Here is a 19,926-nt window from a genome sequence, read left to right as displayed (position 1 = left end):
CTAGATCTCGAACCGAGCTCCGACGCGCATCGACCCGGGAGACAACCGGCTGATCGTGCGTCCGAGCTTGGCTTCGACGGTCACGGGCACCACGGCCTTGTTCGTGCGAACTGCTTTCACGATGGCACTGGCCACCCGGTCGGGGGTGAAGTTTCGTTTGCGGTAGAAGTTGTCGACCTTGGTTTGATTTTCGAGTTGTTCTTCGGCGGTGGTCCCGGCGAACTCGGTGGTCTTGAGGATGTTCGTGTGCACGAGGCCGGGGCAGATGGTGCTGACGCCGATGCCGTGTGGAAGCAGCTCTGCCCGTAGGCAATCCGAGAGCATGAATACCGCTGCCTTGCTTGTCGAATACGCGGTGAGGGCCTTCTGGGGTGTGTAGGCGGCGGCCGAGGACAGGTTGACGACGTGTCCGCCGGTTCCCCGGTCGATCATCATCGGGGTGAATGCTCGGCAGCCGTAGACAACTCCCCAGAAGTTGATGTCCATGACGCGCTCGAACTGGCGCTGCTCGGTGTCGGCGAATGTCCCGGAGAACCCGATTCCAGCGTTGTTGACGACGATGTCCGGCACGCCGTGATGCGCCGCGACTGTCTCCGCGAATCGGATCACGGCCTGTTCGTCGGACACGTCGACCTGGTAGGCGTGCGAACCGCCACCGAACACCGCTTCGGCTCCGCTGGCCTGAGTGGGTGTGTTGATGAGCGCCGCAGTGTCCTGCGCGCTTTCGAGGTTGATGTCGGAGACGACGACGATAGCTCCCTGGGCCGCGAAGGCGAGGGCCGTTTCACGCCCGATGCCGCTGCCTGCACCGGTGACAACTACGAGCGTGCCGGTGAGGTCGCGTAGTCGACGCTGCAACTTCGTCCCGCGTCGCCAGCCGGTGACGTCCTTCAGTAGCCCCATTGGTTGCCCTTTTCGTGTGTACGTTTGCGGCGTGTGTCTCTAGCTGACTTCCCCTCTGCGAAAGGTATCCGATGAGGGAGCCTCGTGTCGTACGAGTCGTTAGAGTCCGCACATCTGCAGGCTGCACTGGCCGCGGCTGCCCACTCCTCGACGGTGCTCCGGCGATTCACCCGTTGAGGTCACTCGAATCGGAATGAATTCCTGACCTTCGCTAACGGCCTGACCTGCAAATGTCGCTCGAAAACTGAACAATCTTCTCGCCACATTCCACTGAGCGGGACCTGCGACTAATACCTGTGCCTTACATCACAAACTGTCTCGACAATGCTTCACATCACAGTTTCTGACCTGGAGGTTTTGAATGAGTCGCAGTTCTCGGCGCGGTCACCGCAAGGTTGCCGCCGTCGCGCTGGCTGTCTCCGCCGGCCTGTTCGTCTCGTCGTGCGCTGACAGCGGGAACGGAGGTGGGAGCGGCGACGCACCGGATTCCGGTTCAGGGTTGTCCATCGGCCCGGTCAACGAGCAGTCCGACGAGGGTGACGCGGTCAAGGGTGGCACGCTCACGTTCAGCGGGTATTCCGCTGTCACGAATCTCGACCCCGCGAAGACGCAGATCGCCGGTTCGGTCGCTGGTTCGGAGCTGGGCGCCATCTACGACACCTTGCTGCGCTACGACCCGGCGTCGAAGGAATTTGTTCCGAAACTCGCGGAGTCGATGGAACCGAGTTCCGATTTCAAGACGTGGACTCTCGAACTGCGCGACGGTGTGAAGTTCAGCGACGGGACGCCGGTGGATTCGGCGGCCGTTTCGGCGAGCCTCAATCGCTACGTCACCAACAAGGGGCCGCAGTCGAGCCTGTACGCGTCGAAGGTTGCGTCGGTCGACACCCCGGACGCGTCGACGGTCGTCTTCAATCTTGTCGACCCGTGGACCGGTATCGAGTCACTGCTCTCCACCGGACCCGGCATGATCGTCGCGCCGAGCGCCCAGCAGGGCGATCAGTTCACCCCGATCGGCGCGGGCGCGTTCACCCTCGAGAAGTTCGCTCCCAACGAGGAATTGATCCTCGACGCTCGGGAAGACTACTTCGACGGTGCCCCGAACGTGGACAAGCTGCGGTTGATCAGCATCGTCGGTTCGCAGTCCACCACCGAATCGCTCAAGAGCGGCGGCACCGACGTCGCGTACATGCGTTCACTTCCGAACGTCCTGGATCTGATCGACTCCGGCTACCCGGGCTTCGTCGACATCCCGTCGCTGTCGTACCTCTCGCTCGTCAACACGGCTCCCGGTCGTCCCGGTGCCGACGTGCGGGTGCGTCAGGCATTGGCGCTCGCGACCGATCCCGTCGCTCTCGACAACCGACTCAACGAAGGTAAGGGTCTGCCCGGGCAGGTCATCTTCCAGGACACCTCTCGCTGGCACAACGACGTCGCTCCGATCGGCGTAGACACCGCCAAGGCGAAGCAGCTTCTCGACGAGGCCAAGGCCGACGGTTTCGACGGCAAGATCACATACCTGACGCTGCAGGAGAACTCGGCGCAGGCGATGGCTCTGGCGTTGCAGTCGATGGCCAACGCCGTCGGTTTCGATTTCCAGATCGAGTACGTCAACTCGGTTGCCGACGTCGTCAAGCGTTTGTACGCCGACCGCGACTTCGACATGGCAACAGGTTCCGCCAACCTCGCGGAAGCCGATCCGTTCGAGCGTCTGTACTCGAACCTCAAGACCGGTGGGCGAAACAACGCCGCGAGTTTCTCCGACCCCGAGATGGACACGCTGCTCGACCAGCTGGGTGTAGCGACGTCGAACGACGCGAAGATCGAGGTGCTCGCCAAGATCCAGGAGCGCGCCAATGAGGTTGTGCCGTGGCAGGTTTACGGCAACACTCCGTGGCTCGGTGTGTGGGGGCAGAACGTCCACGGCATTCAGCAGAGCCTGGACGGAATCATGTTCTTCGACAAGGCCTGGAAGAACTGAAGGCCTCTGAAGAACTGAAGAACTGACCAGACCCGAGAAGCGTCCCCGCGGGGACGCTTCTCGGCATCAGAGAGTGTGACCGATCAAGAAGTGAGATCGAGGGCGGCGCGAACGATGCTGTCGGAGTCGAGGCCGTGGTACCGGTAGACGTCTTCGAGTGAACCGACCTGACCGAACCGGCTCACTCCGAGCGCAGCCCCCGGAACGTTGTTGATTCCCGTCAGGAACGCGAGGGTGTGCGGGTGCCCGTCGAGAACGGTCACCATCGGCGCGGACCGGCTACTCGGAAAGACCTGATCCAGGATCCACGACGGACCGTCCGCGAGACCGCGCCGAGACTGGAGCGCTTCGAAGAGCAATCCGGGGCTGGTCACGCACACGACGTCGGCGGAAATGCCTTGCTCGCCCAGTCTTTCGGCTGCGACAAGCGTTTCGGTGACGGTGGCACCCATACCGACCAGGGTGATGGCCGGATCAGGGTTGTGCCGCAGCGCGTACGCGCCGGCCACCACCTGACGTCGACGGCGTTCTCGCGCAGCCGGATCGGTCGGCACCGCGGCCAAGGCCTGATCGACCGGACGGGTCGACAGACGCAGATACGACGAGCTGCCGTCGGGGCGACCCAGGCGTCCGATGCTGTCGAGGAGCGTCCACTCCACGTCGACGGCGAATGCCGGTTCGAAACTGACGCACCCCGGCTGTTCGAGTCCGATGGACGGAGTCTTGATCGACTGGTGCGCACCACCTTCGGCTGCCAAGGTGACGCCCGACGGAGTGCCGACCATGATCGACTGTCCACCGGCGTAGATGCCGTACGACCACGGTTCGAGAGCCCGCTCGATGAAGGGGTCGTACATCACGCCGATGGGGAAGAGCGGCTGGCCCCAGCGACTCCAGGTTGCACCGAGTTCTCCCATCAGTCCGACCAGGTTGGTCTCGGCGATACCGAGTTCCATGTGCTGACCGGTGGGCTTCTCACGCCAGTGCATGATCGTTTCGGCGTCGTCGGCAAACCAGTTGTGCCGCTCGTTGGGGGACCAGACCCCGACCTTGTTCAGCCACCCTGCCAGGTTGGTGGTGGAACTGACGTCCGGGCTCAGTGTGACAACACGTTTCGCGGCGTCCGGCGCCTCTCGGCTCAGGTCGAGTAGCACCCGACCGAGAGCTGCCTGAGTGGTGGATGTGCCGGAGGGGGTACGGCCGATGTCTTTCGGAACTGCCGGGGGCATCAGATGCTCCACCTTCGGGCGAGCCAGGCGCTCAGCGGTTTCGGCGCAGATGCGGCCGGACGGGCCGTCCGCCTCGAACCGTTCCCAGGGCTTCGACGGATCCATGCCGAGTTCCGCCGCCAGAATCTCGTACTGCTCGGTGGTGAGCAGCGACGAGTGGTTCTGCGGATGGCCCTGCGTCGGCAGGCCCCGGCCCTTGATCGTGTACGCGATGATCACGGTGGGACGGGTGTCGTCGATCTGCGCGTACGCCTCTCGCAGAGCGTCGAGGTCGTGTCCACCGAGATTGCGGATGGCCTCGAGCACCGTGGCGTCGTCGAGGTCGTTGATCAGCGACGTGATCGCGTCGGCGTCCGCCGCGTCGCCAGGCAGCCTCAGACGGACCTCGTCGGCCGTGCATCGCAGCAGACGCTGGTACTCCGGATTCGGCATGTCCAGGATTCGTTCGCGCAACGCGGTGCCGCCCGGCCGGGTGAACAGTGATTCCAGGAGCGCGCCGAATTTCACGGTGATGACCTGCCAGCCGGCGCCCGAGAACATGCGCTCCAGGCGGGTGGCCGCGATGTTCGGCACCACCCGGTCGAGTGATTGGCGGTTGAGGTCGACTATCCACACGATCTCACCCAGTTCGGCAACCGAATGATCGAGAACTGCTTCCCACACAGCGCCCTCGTCGAGTTCGGCGTCACCGACAAGGGAGTACTGACGCCCGGTTCCGGCGCCGCCGAGGGAGGCGTCGACGTATCGGCGTGCGATGGCGCCCCAGATGGGAGCCGTCGCACCGATTCCCACAGATCCGGTCGAATAGTCCACCGGATCAGGATCTTTTGATCGACTCGGGTAGCTCTGCAGGCCCCCGAACTCGCGCAGCGTTGTCAGGTACGACTCGTCGAGTTCACCGAGCAGATAGTTGATGCCGTGGAGCACCGGAGCCGCGTGCGGCTTGACGGAAACCCGGTCGCCGGAACGAAGTTGGCCGAACCACAGCGACGTCATGATCGAGACCATCGACGCGCACGAGGCCTGGTGGCCGCCGACTTTGAGCCCACTGGGATTCGGACGGACACGGTTGGCGTGATGGATCATCGCGGTCGACAACCACAGAACGCGCTTCTCGATCTCCGCCAGTGGCTCGGGAGCGTTCTGGTTGATGCTGGGGCTGTTCACGGCCGGTCCTGCCTTCGATAGTTGACATCGATCGCCGCACCGCCTGTACCCCAGATCATGGGGCCGACGATGTGGTTGTGATGTTTGGCAGGACTTCCTGAGGCCGAACCGTTCGGCGCGGCAAAGTCCAGCCGCACCTGTCGATCTGTTGTGCAGATTCTGCGTCAAAGTCCATCATCGGCATACAGATTGGGCAATAGCTACCCAGTGGATTGAGCAATGTGCGCAACACCGAGGCCTGTGCGCCGTGCGAGGTGGGCACTATGCGCAGCACAATGCGAGTCGTGCGCGCTCAATCCATCAGATCGTGGACGTAGCACCAGCGCCAGGATTCGCCGGGCTCGTGCGAGCGCATGACCGGGTGCGCGGTGTCGCGGTAGTGGTTGGTCGCGTGCTGATGGGGGCTGGAATCGCAGCACCCGACGTGGCCGCAGGACAGGCACATGCGCAGGTGAGACCAGTTATCCTCGCCCAACTCGGCGCACTCCTGGCAGACGCCGGGCGTCAGCGCCGCCGGGTCCGTTTCGGGCGCATTGGTTAGTTCCTCGCAACCGGTCGGAGCGGGTGCGGGCTGCTGTGTGCGAGCTGCTGCTCGCTTCAGGATTTTCTTCATCGCCTTCCATACTGCATGCTGCCAGAGTGAACGGCATATTACTGGGGGTTGTAGTAGCGGCGTTGCTGGTGGCGGCGGTCGCGCGAAGGTTCGGATTGTCTTCGCCGCTGATCCTTGTCCTGGTCGGTTTGATCGCCTGCCAGATACCCGGTGTTCCGGAGTTGGAGCTCGATCCGGACCTCGTCCTGTTCGTCGTGTTGCCTCCACTTCTGTACTCGGCGGCGCTGGACAGTTCATACCTGGCACTGCGGTCCAATCTGCGTCCGATCGGATTTCTCGCAGTGGGGCTGCCCCTGGCGACGACGGCAGCGGTGGGCTTTGTCGCCTACCTGATCGTGCCGGAGTTCTCGATTGCGGCCGCACTGGTTCTCGGCGCCATCGTGGCGCCGCCGGACGCGGTGTCCGCGAGCGCAATCGGACGCAAGCTCGGTCTGCCGCGCCGAATCATGACCCTGCTGGGCGGGGAGAGCCTGCTCAACGACGCCACCGCCCTGACGGCCTACAAGGTTGCTCTCGCCGCGGCGGTGGGTACCGGTGCGACACTGATCGGCGGCTTCGAGACCTTCCTCGTCGCAGCGGTCGGTGGAACGGTGATCGGCCTCGCGGTGGGCTTTGTCATCTCGAAGGTTCGCGGCAAACTCCAGGATCCGGTGATGGAGAGTGGAATCGGGTTGGTGGTGCCGTTCTTCACCTACCTGGCTGCTGAAGAGGTCCACGCGTCGGGCGTCATCGCGGTCGTCGTAGCCGGATTGTTCCTCGGCCAGCGCTCCACGCGCGCGAGTTATGCGACGCGCTTGCAGGACACGGCGGTATGGAAGGCCGTCGACCTGATCCTGGAGTCCTTCGTCTTCCTGTTGATCGGGCTCCAATTGCCCAGTGTTGTCAACGGATTGCAGGGGTACAGCACCTCGATCGTCGTCTGGGCGTCGATTGCCGTGCTCGTGACCGTCGTGGTGGTGCGGATCGCCTGGGTGTTCCCGTTCACGTACGTACCGCGTTGGCTGTCGCCCCGTATCCGAGCGAGGGAGCCGGAGATTTCGGCGCGGGCAGTGTTCGTCGTGTCGTGGGCCGGTATGCGAGGGGTCGTGTCGCTGGCTGCTGCCTTCGCGATTCCGTTGACGGTCAACAGTGGTGAAGACTTCCCGGGCCGTTCGCTGATCCTGTTCCTGACGTTTGTCGTCGTGGTCGGCACGCTGCTGCTGCACGGCCTGACATTGCCGTGGGTCATCCGTGTCCTCGGTGTGCAAGGAGACGAGGAGCAGTCCGACGCACGCGCCGAGGCGGCGGCTCAGGACAAGGCTGCACGCGCTGCTGCGGCGCGCCTGGACGAATTGGTCGGAGCAGACGCCGACGACGTCCCTCAGGTCCGGAATCGTGCCGCAGACATTTTGCGAAGCTGGAACACCCACCGCGCGAACTCGGCGTGGGAGCGACTGGGACGCAGCGACGAGGATCTGGGGGAGAGCCCGTCGAACGCCTTCCGCTCGCTGCGCCTCGAGATGATCGATGCCGAGCGAGGTGTGTTCATCGCCGAGCGCGATGCCGGCCGGATCGACGACGAGGTTCTCCGCAAGGTACTTCGAGAGCTCGATCTCGAGGAAGCCACGCTCGACCGGGACTAGACCGGCTGGTCTGATGTCGGTGAGGGTAATCGCTGGCCAGGGTCGGTTTACCTGGCCGTTGAGGCCTGCAACTTAACCGATTCCACTGAGCGAGACTCGATCCAATTTTCTGTGCCTCCCGTCACAGACTGTTTCGTGTTCAACATCACGTCACGGTCTTACCCCGCCTTGGAGGCATTCGAATGAGTCGTAGTTCCCGCCGCGGAAGTCGCAGATTGGCTGCGGCTGCGCTGGCGATCACCGCAAGTATGTTCCTGGCGTCGTGCGCCGACAACGGCTCGAGCAATGGCGGCGGCGAATCCGCTGATTCCGGTTCCTCGCTGAAGATCGGCATGGTCAACGAGCAGGCCGACCCCGGCACTCCCACCAAGGGCGGCACGCTGACGTTCAGCGGCTACTCGGCGGTCACGACTCTCGATCCCGCGAAGGCTCAGGTTGCCGGCGCCACCGGCGGCAGCGAGCTCAGCGCCATCTACGACGTGCTCATGCGCTACGACCCCATCGGGCAGAAGTTCGAGCCCAAGCTCGCCCAGTCGCTCGAAGCGAGTTCGGACAGCAAGACCTGGACGCTGAAGCTCCGCGACGGTGTGAAATTCAGCGACGGAACAGCTTTCGATTCCAAGGCAGTGGCGGACAGTATCAACCGCTACGTCACCAACAAGGGACCGCAGTCGAGCCTGTGGGCTTCCAAGGTTGCCTCGATCGACACCCCCGACGCGACGACTGTCGTCTTCAACCTCGTTGATCCGTGGACGGGCATCCAGTCGATGCTCGCTACCGGACCCGGCATGATCGTCGCCCCGAGCGCGCAGCAGGGTGACCAGTTCACCCCGATCGGTGCGGGCGCGTTCACTCTCGAGAAGTTCGCTCCCAACGAGGAACTGCTGTTGGCTGCTCGCCCCGACTACTACGACGGCGCGCCGAACATCGACAAGCTCAAGCTGATCAGCATCGTCGGCGCTCAGCCCACCGCTGAAGCCCTCAAGACCGGCGGCATCGACGCCGCGTACATGCGTACGCTCACCCCGATCCTGGATCTGATCGAGTCGGGTTACCCCGGCTTCGTCGACATCCCGTCGCTCGGCTACATCGCGAACGTGAACATGGCCCCGGGTCGCCCGGGCTCGGATGTTCGTGTCCGCCAGGCGATGGCGCTTGCCGTCGATCCGGAGACGCTCAACACCCGCGTCAACAACGGCAAGGGACTGCCCGGCCAGGAGATCTTCCAGGACACCTCGCGCTGGCACAACGACGTCGCACCGATCGGCGTCGATCCCGCCAAGGCGAAGGAACTGCTCGATCAGGCCAAGGCCGACGGCTACGACGGAAAGATCACCTTCCTCTCCATCCAGGAACCGTCCGCCCAGGCAACGGCACTGGCCATCCAGGCGATGCTCAACGCAGTCGGCTTCGACGCTCAGATTGAATACGTCACCGGTGCAGGTGATCTGGTCAAGCGGATGTATGCCGATCACGACTACGACATGAGCACCGCCGCACTGAGCCTCGCCGAGGCCGATCCCTACGAGCGTCTGTACACGGGCATCAAGTCCGGCGGCCGCAACAACGCCACCGGCTACTCCGACGCCGAAATGGACGCTCTCCTGGACAAGTTGGGCGTCGCAACCACCGACGACGACAAGAAGGCAGTCCTGGCACAGATTCAGGAACGCGCCAACGAGACCGTCCCGTGGCAGGTGTGGGGCAACGTCGCCGCACTCGACGTCTGGAACCAGAACGTTCACGGTCTCGAGCAGAGCCTCGACGGAATCGTGCTCTTCGACGGAGCTTGGAAGTCCTAGAGAGCCTGAAGTCCTGGAGAGCTTGAACCAAGACCTGAAATCAGAGGAACTGCTGTGTATTGCGAGCTCGCTGTCCGAAGGAGACGAAATCGATGAACATCGGCGCAATAGGTAAGAAATTGGGCCAGCTCGTCATTGTGATCCTGATCGTCAGCTTCGGAACCTTCGTGCTGGCATCACTGATCCCCGGCGATCCTGCTGTCTCCGTTCTCGGTGAAGGCCGAACGCCCGCCGAGTACGAGGAAGTTCGGCAGCAGCTCGGGCTCAACGATCCACTCCTGGTTCGCTATTGGGACTGGCTGACCAGCGCTCTCCAGGGCGACCTCGGTAATTCGCTTGTTCCCCCGCAGCAGGACGTTCTGACTGCGATCGGCTCGGCGCTGCCCGTCAGCGTTCAGTTGGCCGTGATGGGTCTGGTCATCGCACTCGTCGTCGCCGTGCCGCTCGCACTCTGGTCGGCGCACCACGAAGGCGGCGTCATCGACCGCGTAATCAGCGCCGCGACGTTCGGTGTTCTTTCCGTCCCGAGCTTCCTCGCCGGTCTGTTGCTGATCATGGTCACCGTCAACTGGCTCGGCTGGTTCCCGCGATCACAGTGGGTGCGCATCGGGGACAGCCTCTCCGGAAACCTCTCACACGCAATACTTCCCGCGATCACCATCAGTCTCCTCGAGATGGCGATGTTCACTCGCGTTCTTCGATCCGATCTGGTGACGACGCTCCGTGAGGATTACATCCTCGCGTCGAAGGCCAAGGGAATGCCCACGCTGCGAGTGCTTTTCAGTGACGCGCTTCGCCCGTCGTCGTTCTCGCTCATCACGATGATGGGTCTGGCTCTCGGCGGCATGATCGGCAGCACCGTGATCGTCGAGACGCTCTTCTCGTTGCCAGGAATGGGCACGCTCATCGTCCGCGCAGCGCAGCAAGGTGATTCGCCGATGCTGCTTGGCGCGGTGGTCGTGATCGCGGTCATCTACGTCCTCGTCAACAGTGCGATCGATGTTCTGTACACCTATCTTGACCCGAGGAGTCGTCGTGTCCATGTCTGAAGTGACGCCAGACGGAGCGGCCCCGTCGCCGGCCCCGTCCGAGGTGATGACATACCGGCAGCAGACAGTCCTGCTGGCTCCCGGTCCCGTCGAGACGTTGGAACAGCCCAAGAATCTGGTCCTGATCGGATCGATTCTCACGGTGATCGGCGTTGCGCTGCTCGGCACCGCACTCTTCGGTTCGGCCATCATGATGACCGTCCGCATCGTGCTCGCGCTCGTTGCCCTGGTTTTCCTCTTCAAGGGTCTCGGCAAGCTCGGTACGTCCAAGTGGGGCAGTCAGTTCGATCTCTCGTACTGGTTGGCATGCATCTGGCTGGCCGCGCTGATCCTGGCCGCGATCTTCGCACCGCTGCTGCCGCTCGGTGAGTACAAGGACACGGTCAAGACCTTGGCCGAGCCGGGCTTCGCCTCGCCGAGCCTGCTCTCCGATCACCCGTTGGGTACCAACAACTTCGGTCTCGACCTGCTTGCCCGCGCTTTGTTCGGTGCCAGGGCATCCTTGACCGTGGCCATCTGCGCCGTACTGATCGGCATGATCATCGGCGGCACCATCGGCGTCATGGCCGGTTACTTCCGCGGCAAGGTCGACGCAGTCGTCGGAATCCTGACCAACTCGCTGCTGGCCATTCCTTCTCTGGTGCTGTTGATCGCACTGGCCGCGGTGCTCACGTCGAACCTGCGCAACATCACCCTCGCACTCTCGATTCTCTGCATTCCCAGCATGGTTCGAATCGCCAGGGCCAACACCATCGTCGTCGCCCAACGGGAGTTCGTGCTTGCCGCGCGGGCCATGGGCGCCACCAAATGGCGCGTCATCTGGCGCGAGTTGGTTCCCAACGTCCTCGTTCCGGTCGCCGCGCTCGGCCTGGTGGCCGTCTCCGGCCTGATTGTCGCGGAAGCATCACTCAGCTTCCTCGGACTCGGTATCGCACAACCTGATCCGACCTGGGGCAACATGATTGCGGAAGGCCAGGGCGGGATCGTGGAGAAGCATCCGTTCATCGTTCTGGTTCCCGGCGTCTTCCTCTTCCTGACGGTGTTCTCCTTCAACCTCATCGGCGAGAAGTATCGGAGTAAGCTGTGACCACTTCAGTTCAGAACGGCGTTCCGCTACTGCAGGCGGACAACATCAGGACCGTATTCGCCACTCCGCGTGGCCAGTTGCGAGCAGTCGACGGTGTCTCGATCCACGTTTCCGCCGGTGAAACTCTCGGTATCGTGGGTGAATCCGGTTCCGGCAAGTCGGTTCTCGGGCGCACCATCATGGGTCTGCTGCAGAAGGGTCCGGCTCTGGACATCAGCGGGACGGTGACGTTTGCCGGCCGCGACATGTCGACCATGAAGAAGTCGGAGATGAAGCACTTCTGGGGACCCGAGATCGCCATGGTCTTCCAGGATCCGATGACCTCGCTCAATCCGTTCAAGCGCATCGGTACCCACATCACCGAATCCTTGAAGTTCCACCTGGGTCTGAAGAAGGACGCGGCCCGCGATCGCGCTGCGGAACTCCTGTCGATGGTGGGTATCCCCGAGCCCAAGCGTCGGCTCGATCAGTACCCCCACGAACTTTCGGGCGGTATGCGTCAGCGTGTGGTCATCGCGATGGCCCTGGCCTGCGAGCCGAAACTGCTGATCGCGGACGAGCCGACCACAGCGCTCGACGTGACCGTGCAGAAGCAGATCCTCGACCTGCTCGCCTCGCTCAACGACAAGCTCAACATGGCCGTCATCCTGATCAGCCACGACCTCGGTGTGGTCTCGGGACGATCGGATCGCGTCGCCGTCATGTACGCCGGGTCCGTCGTGGAAACGTCGGCCACCGAAGAGTTGTTCACTCGTCCGCGCCACCCGTACACCGAAGCGCTGATGGCCGCGATTCCGCGACTCGAATCGCCGACGCACACAGTGCTGCAGACAATTCCGGGTGGACTGCCGGACATGACGAAGCCGATCACCGGTTGCCGCTTCGCCGCTCGTTGCCGGTACGCCCAGGACGACTGCCTGACCGGCGAACCGGCTCTGGCTCCCGGCGGCCTGGGAGACAACACAACCGAAAGCCACACGTTCGCGTGCCACTACCCGGTCGACACCCCTGAAGGCACAACGGCATTGGTCGCCAACGAGAAGGCCGGCACTACCGCAGCGGGCCTCTCGCTCGCGGTGAAGGAGATGGTCTGATGACTGCAGCAACCGATACCAGGAAGCCCGAGACGGTGGACGCGGCCCTGACGGTCGAGGATCTGGTCGTCGAATTCAACGTCGGCAAGGGGCAGACCGTTCACGCCGTGTCCGGGATCAGCTTCACCGTCGCTCCGGGTGAAACCTTGGGCGTTGTCGGTGAATCCGGCTGTGGCAAGTCCACGGCGGGCCGGGCGATCATGCAGTTGCCCTCACCGACGTCGGGCTCCATTCGCCTCGGAGAGACCGAAATGACGGCACTGGGCGCAGAAGAATTGCGTCGCAGCCGCACTCAGTTGCAGATGATCTTCCAAGATCCGATCTCCTCCCTGAACCCGCGTCGCAAGGTCAAGGCTCTCATCACCGAGGGTCCGTCGATCTGGGGCGGAAAAGACAAGGCCGCCATCGAAGCTCGAGCACGCGAGGTTCTTGCCGAGGTCGGGTTGGACCCGGACATGGTGTGGGACCGGACCCCGCGCGAACTCTCGGGCGGACAGTGCCAGCGTGTGTGCATCGCCCGTGCATTGATGCTCGATCCCAAAGTCCTGATCTGTGACGAGCCGGTCTCGAGCCTCGACGTCTCCGTGCAGGCGCAGATTCTGAACCTGCTCGAGGATGCGAAGAAGCGTCACGGGCTGTCTTTGCTGTTCATCGCGCACAACATGGCCGTCGTGAAGAACATCAGCGACCGCGTGATGATCATGTACTTGGGCCGCGTCTGCGAAATCGTTCCCGCAGAAGACATGCAGAACCGCGCGCTGCACCCGTACACGCAGCTACTGCTGTCGTCGATTCCCGATCCTGATGCCACCGTCACCGCAGCGCAGAACGTCGAGCAGAAGGTCATCGAGCTGCCGTCGCCGCTCAATCCGCCCAGCGGCTGCCGGTTCCGCACGCGGTGCCCGCTGGCCACGGATCTCTGCGCCGAGGAAGTTCCCGAACTTCGTCTCGTCCAGGGCGGTCATCAGGTGGCGTGCCACAACGTGTGACTACACGCGAAGCATGTTGCGTACGTGACCGGTTTCGTTGATCGACCCGACCCTGCGGCTTCCGTCCCGGGAAACAAGAATTCGCGTGACGGACACGTACTCGATCGGGAAGGTCAACGGACGCTCCAGCCCGAGTAGTTCCTGCAGAACGATATTGATGACGCCGCCGTGGCAGAAGATCGCCACGGTGGCGTTGTTGTCGGTTGCGGCGACGACGTCGTCGATCGCACCGAGGACTCGCGCACGAAAAGCGTCGCCGTCCACCGACTCGGGTAGCCATCCAGCCTTGATGCGCGCATACGTTTCCGGTGCGCGTTCCAAGACCTCGTGCATCGGGATGTAGTGGGGCTGCTCGTAGTCGTACTCCGCCAGACCCTCGAGCTCGGTGACCGGAAGATCCAATGCCTGCGCTACCGGGTCCGCGGTCTCGAGTGCGCGCTTCTGCGGGCTACTGAAGAGCCCGGTGATCCGGTAGGGGGCCAAAGCCGCAGGCAGCCGAAGTGCCTGCACGCGACCGGCGTCGGTCAGTGAGGGATCGGCGAAGCCTTCGGTGACCTCGGCCAGTTCGGGGAGCGCGTGTCGGATCAGGAGTAGTTGCACCCACGTCACCTTGCCATGTACAGATCGACGGCCACCACGAGGTTTCGGCCTTCGCGTTTCGCCTGGTACATGGCGGTGTCGGCGATGTCGAGCAGAGCGTCCATCTCGGCCATGGCCTGATCTACCCAGGCGACTCCGATACTGACCGTTCCGGCGAAGCCGCGGATGGATCGGGAGTGCGCCTCCTGTCTCTGTCTGATGCGTTCTGCCAGGGCAATTGCTTCCTCGAATGTGCAGTCGGCGGCGGCGACGGCAAATTCCTCACCGCCAAGGCGACCGGACAGTCCCAGTCCTTCGGTAGTGGCGAGGAGGGTGTTTCCGAACTGTTCGAGGACCGAATCTCCGGTGAGGTGGCCGAGGTTGTCGTTGATCGATTTGAAGTGGTCGAGATCGAGCATCATGACGGCGATCGATTTTCGCGCTGTGTGTTGGGTGTCGAGGAGTTCCTGCGACTGGGTCCAGAACGCATGTCGGCTCAGCGTTCCGGTCAGGGCGTCGCATTCGGCGATGCGTTGGAGTTCACGTTCAGCGCGTCGCTGTGCGCCCGTGGCGACGGCTACGGCGATGGGGGAGAGCGCCATCAAGATGACGGAGATTCTGGTGGTCACACCTTCGCTGAGCAGATGAACCGGATCTGCCAGGGCCAACCGCCCCTGGCCGGCCATGATCAGCGCCCACGCGCTCCACCCAGCCGCGAGGAGCGAAGTGCTGAACAGTGAGACGCGCATCGCGCACCACAAGAGCGCCGGCATCGGAAGCAGCAACGCGAGGGCTCCCTGCACTTCGAGGGCCAGCGGCAGGCAGGCGAGGAGGGCTGCCAGCGGCAGAAGGATCTGGGCGACCCGTCGAAGTCGCAGATTCTGCCGCACGGACGGCCCGAACGTACGACGGACGTGGTCGAGCGGAGGTGCGGAAAGAAGGATCGGCAGCACGATCAGATAGGTGCACAGGTCGGCGAAGAACCAACCCACCAATTCCGTTCCCGCACCGCTTCCTTCGTGGAGTTGAGTGCGCAGTGCGCTGGCGGACCCAGCCGTGAACGACGCCAGAACCGAGACGACGAAGATTCTGGTCGTGTACTTGGTCTCGGAGATCCGCCGCGGAAAACAGCCGAGCAAGTTCGCGGCGATCAATCCTGTCGTGACGCCGACCAGATTGATCGCATTCAGTTCGAAGGCCCTCTGCACGGGGCTTCCGGTCGCAAGATCCGCCGTCAGCAGCGCGGCGCCGCCGACAGCGAGTCCGATCGGCGCAAACGAGCGTGGGTTACGAAGGAGAATGCCCAGAAGGATCGCGTTGGCGGGCCAGAAGGTCGACAGAAACCCGGGCGGACGGGCGGCGATGCCGGCGAGTGCGACAACGAGTATGGCGACGAAGATCAGCGACGAGCGCACCCGGGTTGTCGAACGATCCATGGCCAGCCTGTCGTAGAAAGCAGAAGCTGTCCGAGCCTAGCAATGATCCGGCTACTGTCCGAGTTGTACGTTGAAGTGTCATTCCCGAAGGTTCGGCTGCGTGAGGCGCCGAATCAAGTTCGCCAACTCCTCGGGCTGATCGATCATCGCGTGGTGATGCGCCGGGCGCAGGACGTGAAAACTCCCGCCGAGGTAGGTGGCGAGTTTCTGCTGCTTTGCCATCCAGGCGATGGACCAGGGAGTGGTGTGGCCAGTGTGTGCAGCGACGACGCTGAGGTCGATGTCGGGCAGTGGGTGCTTGCTCGAGCGTCGTAAAGCGGTGAGCTCCAGCGCCATATCGGTGTATGCGACGTATTCGATCATCGCCGCCTCCAGATAATGAGGTTCGCGGTAGATCTTCCTGACCCATTCGAGGGTGGCTTCGGACGACCCGCTCGGCGGCACGGACTGGTTGAGGATCTTGCGCGTCGTGGTGCCGAGGAGTCGTTGGAGCCCGGTGGTGCTGAACGAAGCCGCGGCGGCCCGGGAGGCGATCAGCAGCAGGTCGCGGGGGAAAAGACGTTTCGGTTCTTTCTCGGCGCTGGAATCGAGGAGCAGCATCCCCGCCGCCCGATCGGGGAACAGTCGCGCGAAGCCTTCGGCATAGAAGCCGGCGATGGAGTGGCCGACGACGACGGCCGGACCAGTCAGTTCCAGAGTGTCGAGCACGTCGCGGATCCGCTGAGCTTCGCCGCGGACGGTCGGCACTTCGGAAGACGGCTCGCTGAGTCCGAAGCCCGGGCGATCGAAGCGGACGACGGTGTGGTCCGACTGGAGATGACGCGCGCAGTCGTCCCAGTCGAACCAGTTGCCCGCCAGTCCGCCGCACAGGACGACGACGGGGCCGTCGCCCTCGGCAAGAACATGCAGTCGGCTCTCGCCGACCTGCAAGATCTCGCCCGGTGGTTTCACGTGGAACAATTCCGGCACGTGAGAATCCGGACTACTGACGCGGTTTCGCGAGGGGGAAGGCCAGCGTCTCGCGGATGCTGCCGCCCGTGATCAGCATGACGATTCGGTCGACGCCCATCCCGAGACCACCCGTCGGCGGCATCGCGTGTTCGAGGGCTTGAAGGAAGTCCTCGTCCAATTCCATCGCTTCTGGATCGCCGCCGGCCGCGAGCATCGACTGCTCGGTGAGCCGGTTGCGCTGATCCACGGGGTCGGTCAACTCGCTGTACGCGGTTCCGAGTTCGACACCCCATGCGACGAGGTCCCACTTCTCGGCGACGCCGGGGATGCTGCGATGCGGCCGGGTGAGCGGAGACATCGAGGTGGGGAAGTTGGTGTAGAACGTCGGGAACTCCGTGTAGTCCTCGACCAGGTGCTCGTACATCTCCTGCGCGATGGCGCCGGTATCCCAGCTGGACTGGTACGGGATCTCGTTGGCGTCGCACAGCTTCTGCAGGTCTTCGAGACTCGTCTCGGGGGAGACGTCGACACCAAGCTTTTCGGCGACGGCGCCGTGCATCGTCTTCACCGGCCACTCGCCGGAGATGTCGACCTCGACCAATTCGCCGTCCGGGCCGGGTCGCATGATGATTTCGCGCCCGAACGCTGCGACGGCCGCCGCCTGGATGAGCTCGCGGCACATCCGCATCATGCCCTCGTAGTCGCTGTGCGCCTCGTAGGCCTCGAGGATCGTGAATTCGGGATTGTGTTTGAAGTCGACGCCCTCGTTACGGAACACGCGGCCGATCTCGAACACCTTCTCCATTCCTGCGACGCACAAGCGCTTGAGGTACAGCTCGGGTGCGATCCGGAGATAGAGGTCGAGGTTGTACGCGTTGATGTGCGTCAGGAACGGAGCGGCGTTCGCGCCGCCGTGCACCTGCTGCAGGATCGGGGTCTCGACTTCGAGGTATCCGCGACCACCGAGTGAATCGCGCAGCGACTTCACGACGGCGCTTCGAGCTTCGAGCAGTTCGCGGGCCTTCGGGTTGAGGGCGATGTCGAGGTACCGCTGGCGGACTCGGGTCTCGGGATCCGAGAGGCCCTTCCACTTGTCCGGCAGCGGGTGCAGGCACTTGCCGTTCATGCGCCACTCGACGGCGATGAGCGACAGCTCGCCCTTGCGGCTACGCCCGATGGTTCCGCTCACTTCGATCAGGTCGCCGAGATCGAACTCGGCGGCGAACTCCGCCAGCTTCTCCCGGCCGACGTTGTCCTGGTCGACCAGGACCTGGATGTCGCCGGACCAGTCGCGCACGTCCGTGAACACGACTCCGCCGTAGTCGCGAACCCTCAGCAGGCGTCCCGCGATGCGTACGCGGGTGCCCTCCGGCGACTTCGCTGCGGCGGCAATCGTGTGGGTCGGCGGATAGGCGACGGGGTAGGCGGCGATCCCTTCGTCGGCGAGTTGCGCGAGCTTGTTCATGCGCACCCGAACCTGCTCGGGTCGACGCGGACCGTTGGTCGTGAACGACGGCGCCGAGTCCGGCGGGCTGCCGTCGGCGTGCAGTCCTTCGGAAGTCACCAGAGCTGCCGGCACCGCCGCATGTGTTCCGGTGTGCTTGACGACCTGACTCGACTTGCGCCCGAAACTGGGCAGAACCACAAAGCCTTCGGCGATGGCCGACGCGAATCCGACGCGTGGAAGCTCGCGGTTGTCCTCGAAGCAGAGAAAACGCGGCTCCCAATCCGGCTGGTACTTCACGTTGGAGCGGTACAGAGCCTCGAGCTGCCACCAGCGGGAGAAGAAGACGAGCACCGAGCGCCAGATGCGGAGGATAGGGCCGGCGCCGATGCGCGAACCTTCCTCGAACACCGAGCGGAAGACGGCGAAGTTGAGCGAGACCCGCACGACGCCGATCTCGTCCGAACGTGTGGCCAACTCCGAGACCATCAATTCGACGACACCGTTGGGCGCCGTCGGCTTACGGCGCATCAGATCGAGCGAAACGCCGTTCGGTCCCCACGGCACGAGTGAAAGCATGCCGACGACGCTTTCGTCCTCCGTGCCTTCGCCCATGACGGCTTCGACGAGGAGGCAGTCGCCGTCGAGGTGATCGCCCAGTCGGCCGAGCGCCATGGAGAAGCCGCGCTCGGTGTCGGTGTCACGCCAGTCGTCCGCGCGGATGATGACGGCCGCCATGTCCTCCGGCGGGATGTCGCGATGGCGTCGCATCCGCACGGTGACGCCGTGGCGCCTGACGCGGGTGACGGCCTGGCGCACCGGGCGCATGTCGCGTCCGTTGAGGTTGAACTCGCGGGTGCGCAGGATCGCTTCGTCGCCGAGTTGCAGGACGCTCAAGCCTGCCTTCTTGTACGCCGTCGCCCCGGTTTCGCTGGCGCCCATAACGGCTGTCGCCCAGCCGTACTGCGAGGCCAGGTCCTGCCACGCTTCGATGGCGTGCGGCCACGCTTCGGGATCGCCGATGGGATCACCACTGGCGAGGCAGACGCCGATTTCGACGCGGTAGGTGATCGCGGCCTTGCCGCTCGGCGCGAAGATGACGGCCTTGTCGCGGCGGGTGGCGAAGTAAGCGAGGGAGTCGTCGGCGCCGAAGTTCTGGATCAACCCGCGGATCGCGGACTCGTCGTTGCCGGTGAGGGCGTTGTTGGAGCGTTGCGCGCGGAAGAGCGTCATAACTGCGGCGAGTAGTGCGATGGCGCCGAGGAGACCGAGGACCGTGTTGACGAAGACGCGTGGATGGCCGTCGAACACCTCGTTGTCGACCGAAGCCGCCGCAGTGACGCGGTTCAGGGCCCAGAGGAATCGTTGGTTCTGCGGCAGGTCGCCCGGGAAGAGTTCGACAAGGCCCCAACCGATCACGGTCGCGACAGCCATGCCGCCGATCAGTACGCCGAGCGCTTTCCAACCGGCGCCGCGTCGTACGCGTGTGTAGAACTCGGGCCTCGCGGCGATGAGGATTCCGATCACGACAAGCAAAACGACAGCGGCGACGGCGTTGTTCGGGTTCTTGTCGACGATCGTGGAGGCGATGTTGGTGAGGGTGATCAGCGCGAGGTAGATCGTCAGCAGCCACCAGGCGATGCGCTTGCGACTCGCGAGGGCCGCGGCGAGCAGGGCGACGACGAGCGCCCACGACAGGCTCGTATCCGGTGCGTCGAAGTAGTAGCTGTCGATGTATTCGCGTGGGACGCGGAGGATGTGCCGCAGAACCGGCGAGATGCTCCACAGGAACACCAGTACGGAGAAGACTCCGAGGATCAATCCCGAGATATGGGGAACCTGGCTGAACCGCCCTTTGCGGAATCGCCGCGCCTGGCGCGGATTTTCGGGTGGCGATTCCACCAACTCTGCAGTGGTGTCCGATACCTCGGTCAATGGTGCCATCGAGCTTCCTCTCCTACCGGTCGATCAGATCCTCAC

At 63.7% G+C, this 19,926-nt stretch carries 14 protein-coding genes; 7 read left to right on the top strand and 7 right to left on the bottom strand.

Features of this window, described 5'->3' with window-relative positions:
* Positions 1-903, bottom strand: coding sequence for an SDR family NAD(P)-dependent oxidoreductase (locus tag CPI83_RS28600; protein WP_020968018.1), 903 nt, complete (start codon positions 901-903; stop codon positions 1-3).
* Between the two features lie 361 nt (positions 904-1,264).
* On the opposite strand from CPI83_RS28600, the gene CPI83_RS28595 reads away from it, so the two are divergent.
* Positions 1,265-2,884: an ABC transporter substrate-binding protein gene (locus CPI83_RS28595; protein WP_092765199.1), complete on the top strand. Its 1,620-nt coding sequence runs from the start codon at positions 1,265-1,267 to the stop codon at positions 2,882-2,884.
* 83 nt (positions 2,885-2,967) lie between these two features.
* Here CPI83_RS28595 and CPI83_RS28590 read toward each other — a convergent pair whose 3' ends face one another.
* The gene (locus CPI83_RS28590) at positions 2,968-5,280 is read right to left on the bottom strand and encodes a pyruvate dehydrogenase (protein WP_097388086.1); all 2,313 of its coding nucleotides are present in this window, start codon (positions 5,278-5,280) and stop codon (positions 2,968-2,970) included.
* Between the two features lie 292 nt (positions 5,281-5,572).
* Positions 5,573-5,893 carry a UBP-type zinc finger domain-containing protein gene (locus tag CPI83_RS28585; protein WP_019746256.1) on the bottom strand — a complete coding sequence of 107 codons (321 nt, stop codon included), beginning with the start codon at positions 5,891-5,893 and terminating at the stop codon, positions 5,573-5,575.
* Positions 5,894-5,919: 26 nt separating this feature from the next.
* Between CPI83_RS28585 and CPI83_RS28580 the strand changes: the two genes are divergently transcribed.
* From CPI83_RS28580 to CPI83_RS28555, 6 genes are all read left to right on the top strand, one after another.
* The gene (locus CPI83_RS28580) at positions 5,920-7,515 is read left to right on the top strand and encodes a Na+/H+ antiporter (protein ID WP_020905652.1); all 1,596 of its coding nucleotides are present in this window, start codon (positions 5,920-5,922) and stop codon (positions 7,513-7,515) included.
* A gap of 182 nt (positions 7,516-7,697) precedes the next feature.
* Positions 7,698-9,317: an ABC transporter substrate-binding protein gene (locus tag CPI83_RS28575; RefSeq protein WP_020968021.1), complete on the top strand. Its 1,620-nt coding sequence runs from the start codon at positions 7,698-7,700 to the stop codon at positions 9,315-9,317.
* A gap of 92 nt (positions 9,318-9,409) precedes the next feature.
* On the top strand, positions 9,410-10,366 hold the full coding sequence (locus CPI83_RS28570; RefSeq protein WP_019746259.1) for an ABC transporter permease: 957 nt from the start codon (positions 9,410-9,412) through the stop codon (positions 10,364-10,366).
* A complete protein-coding gene (locus CPI83_RS28565) occupies positions 10,359-11,453 on the top strand; it encodes an ABC transporter permease (RefSeq protein ID WP_020968023.1) in 1,095 nt (364 codons plus the stop codon). The genes CPI83_RS28570 and CPI83_RS28565 overlap by 8 nt, the downstream gene beginning before the upstream one ends.
* On the top strand, positions 11,450-12,547 hold the full coding sequence (locus tag CPI83_RS28560) for an ABC transporter ATP-binding protein (protein WP_020905655.1): 1,098 nt from the start codon (positions 11,450-11,452) through the stop codon (positions 12,545-12,547). Before CPI83_RS28565 ends, CPI83_RS28560 begins: the two co-directional genes overlap by 4 nt.
* A complete protein-coding gene (locus CPI83_RS28555; protein WP_020905656.1) occupies positions 12,547-13,536 on the top strand; it encodes an oligopeptide/dipeptide ABC transporter ATP-binding protein in 990 nt (329 codons plus the stop codon). Before CPI83_RS28560 ends, CPI83_RS28555 begins: the two co-directional genes overlap by 1 nt.
* On the opposite strand, the gene CPI83_RS28550 is transcribed toward CPI83_RS28555, so the two are convergent.
* The 4 genes from CPI83_RS28550 to lysX form a co-directional block, all read right to left on the bottom strand.
* Positions 13,537-14,136, bottom strand: coding sequence for a histidine phosphatase family protein (locus CPI83_RS28550; RefSeq protein ID WP_031330982.1), 600 nt, complete (start codon positions 14,134-14,136; stop codon positions 13,537-13,539).
* Between the two features lie 5 nt (positions 14,137-14,141).
* Positions 14,142-15,551: a GGDEF domain-containing protein gene (locus CPI83_RS28545; protein WP_019746264.1), complete on the bottom strand. Its 1,410-nt coding sequence runs from the start codon at positions 15,549-15,551 to the stop codon at positions 14,142-14,144.
* Positions 15,552-15,629: 78 nt separating this feature from the next.
* Positions 15,630-16,520: an alpha/beta hydrolase gene (locus CPI83_RS28540; protein WP_019746265.1), complete on the bottom strand. Its 891-nt coding sequence runs from the start codon at positions 16,518-16,520 to the stop codon at positions 15,630-15,632.
* Between the two features lie 13 nt (positions 16,521-16,533).
* Positions 16,534-19,890 (bottom strand): bifunctional lysylphosphatidylglycerol synthetase/lysine--tRNA ligase LysX, encoded by a 3,357-nt coding sequence (lysX, locus tag CPI83_RS28535; RefSeq protein ID WP_019746266.1) that lies wholly within the window; start codon positions 19,888-19,890, stop codon positions 16,534-16,536.
* Between the last annotated feature and the right edge of the window lie 36 nt (positions 19,891-19,926).

Origin of the sequence: Rhodococcus sp. H-CA8f (genome assembly GCF_002501585.1) — a bacterium.
GTDB classification, from domain to species: domain Bacteria; phylum Actinomycetota; class Actinomycetes; order Mycobacteriales; family Mycobacteriaceae; genus Rhodococcus_F; species Rhodococcus_F erythropolis.
This window is presented reverse-complemented; position numbering and strand designations above follow the sequence as displayed.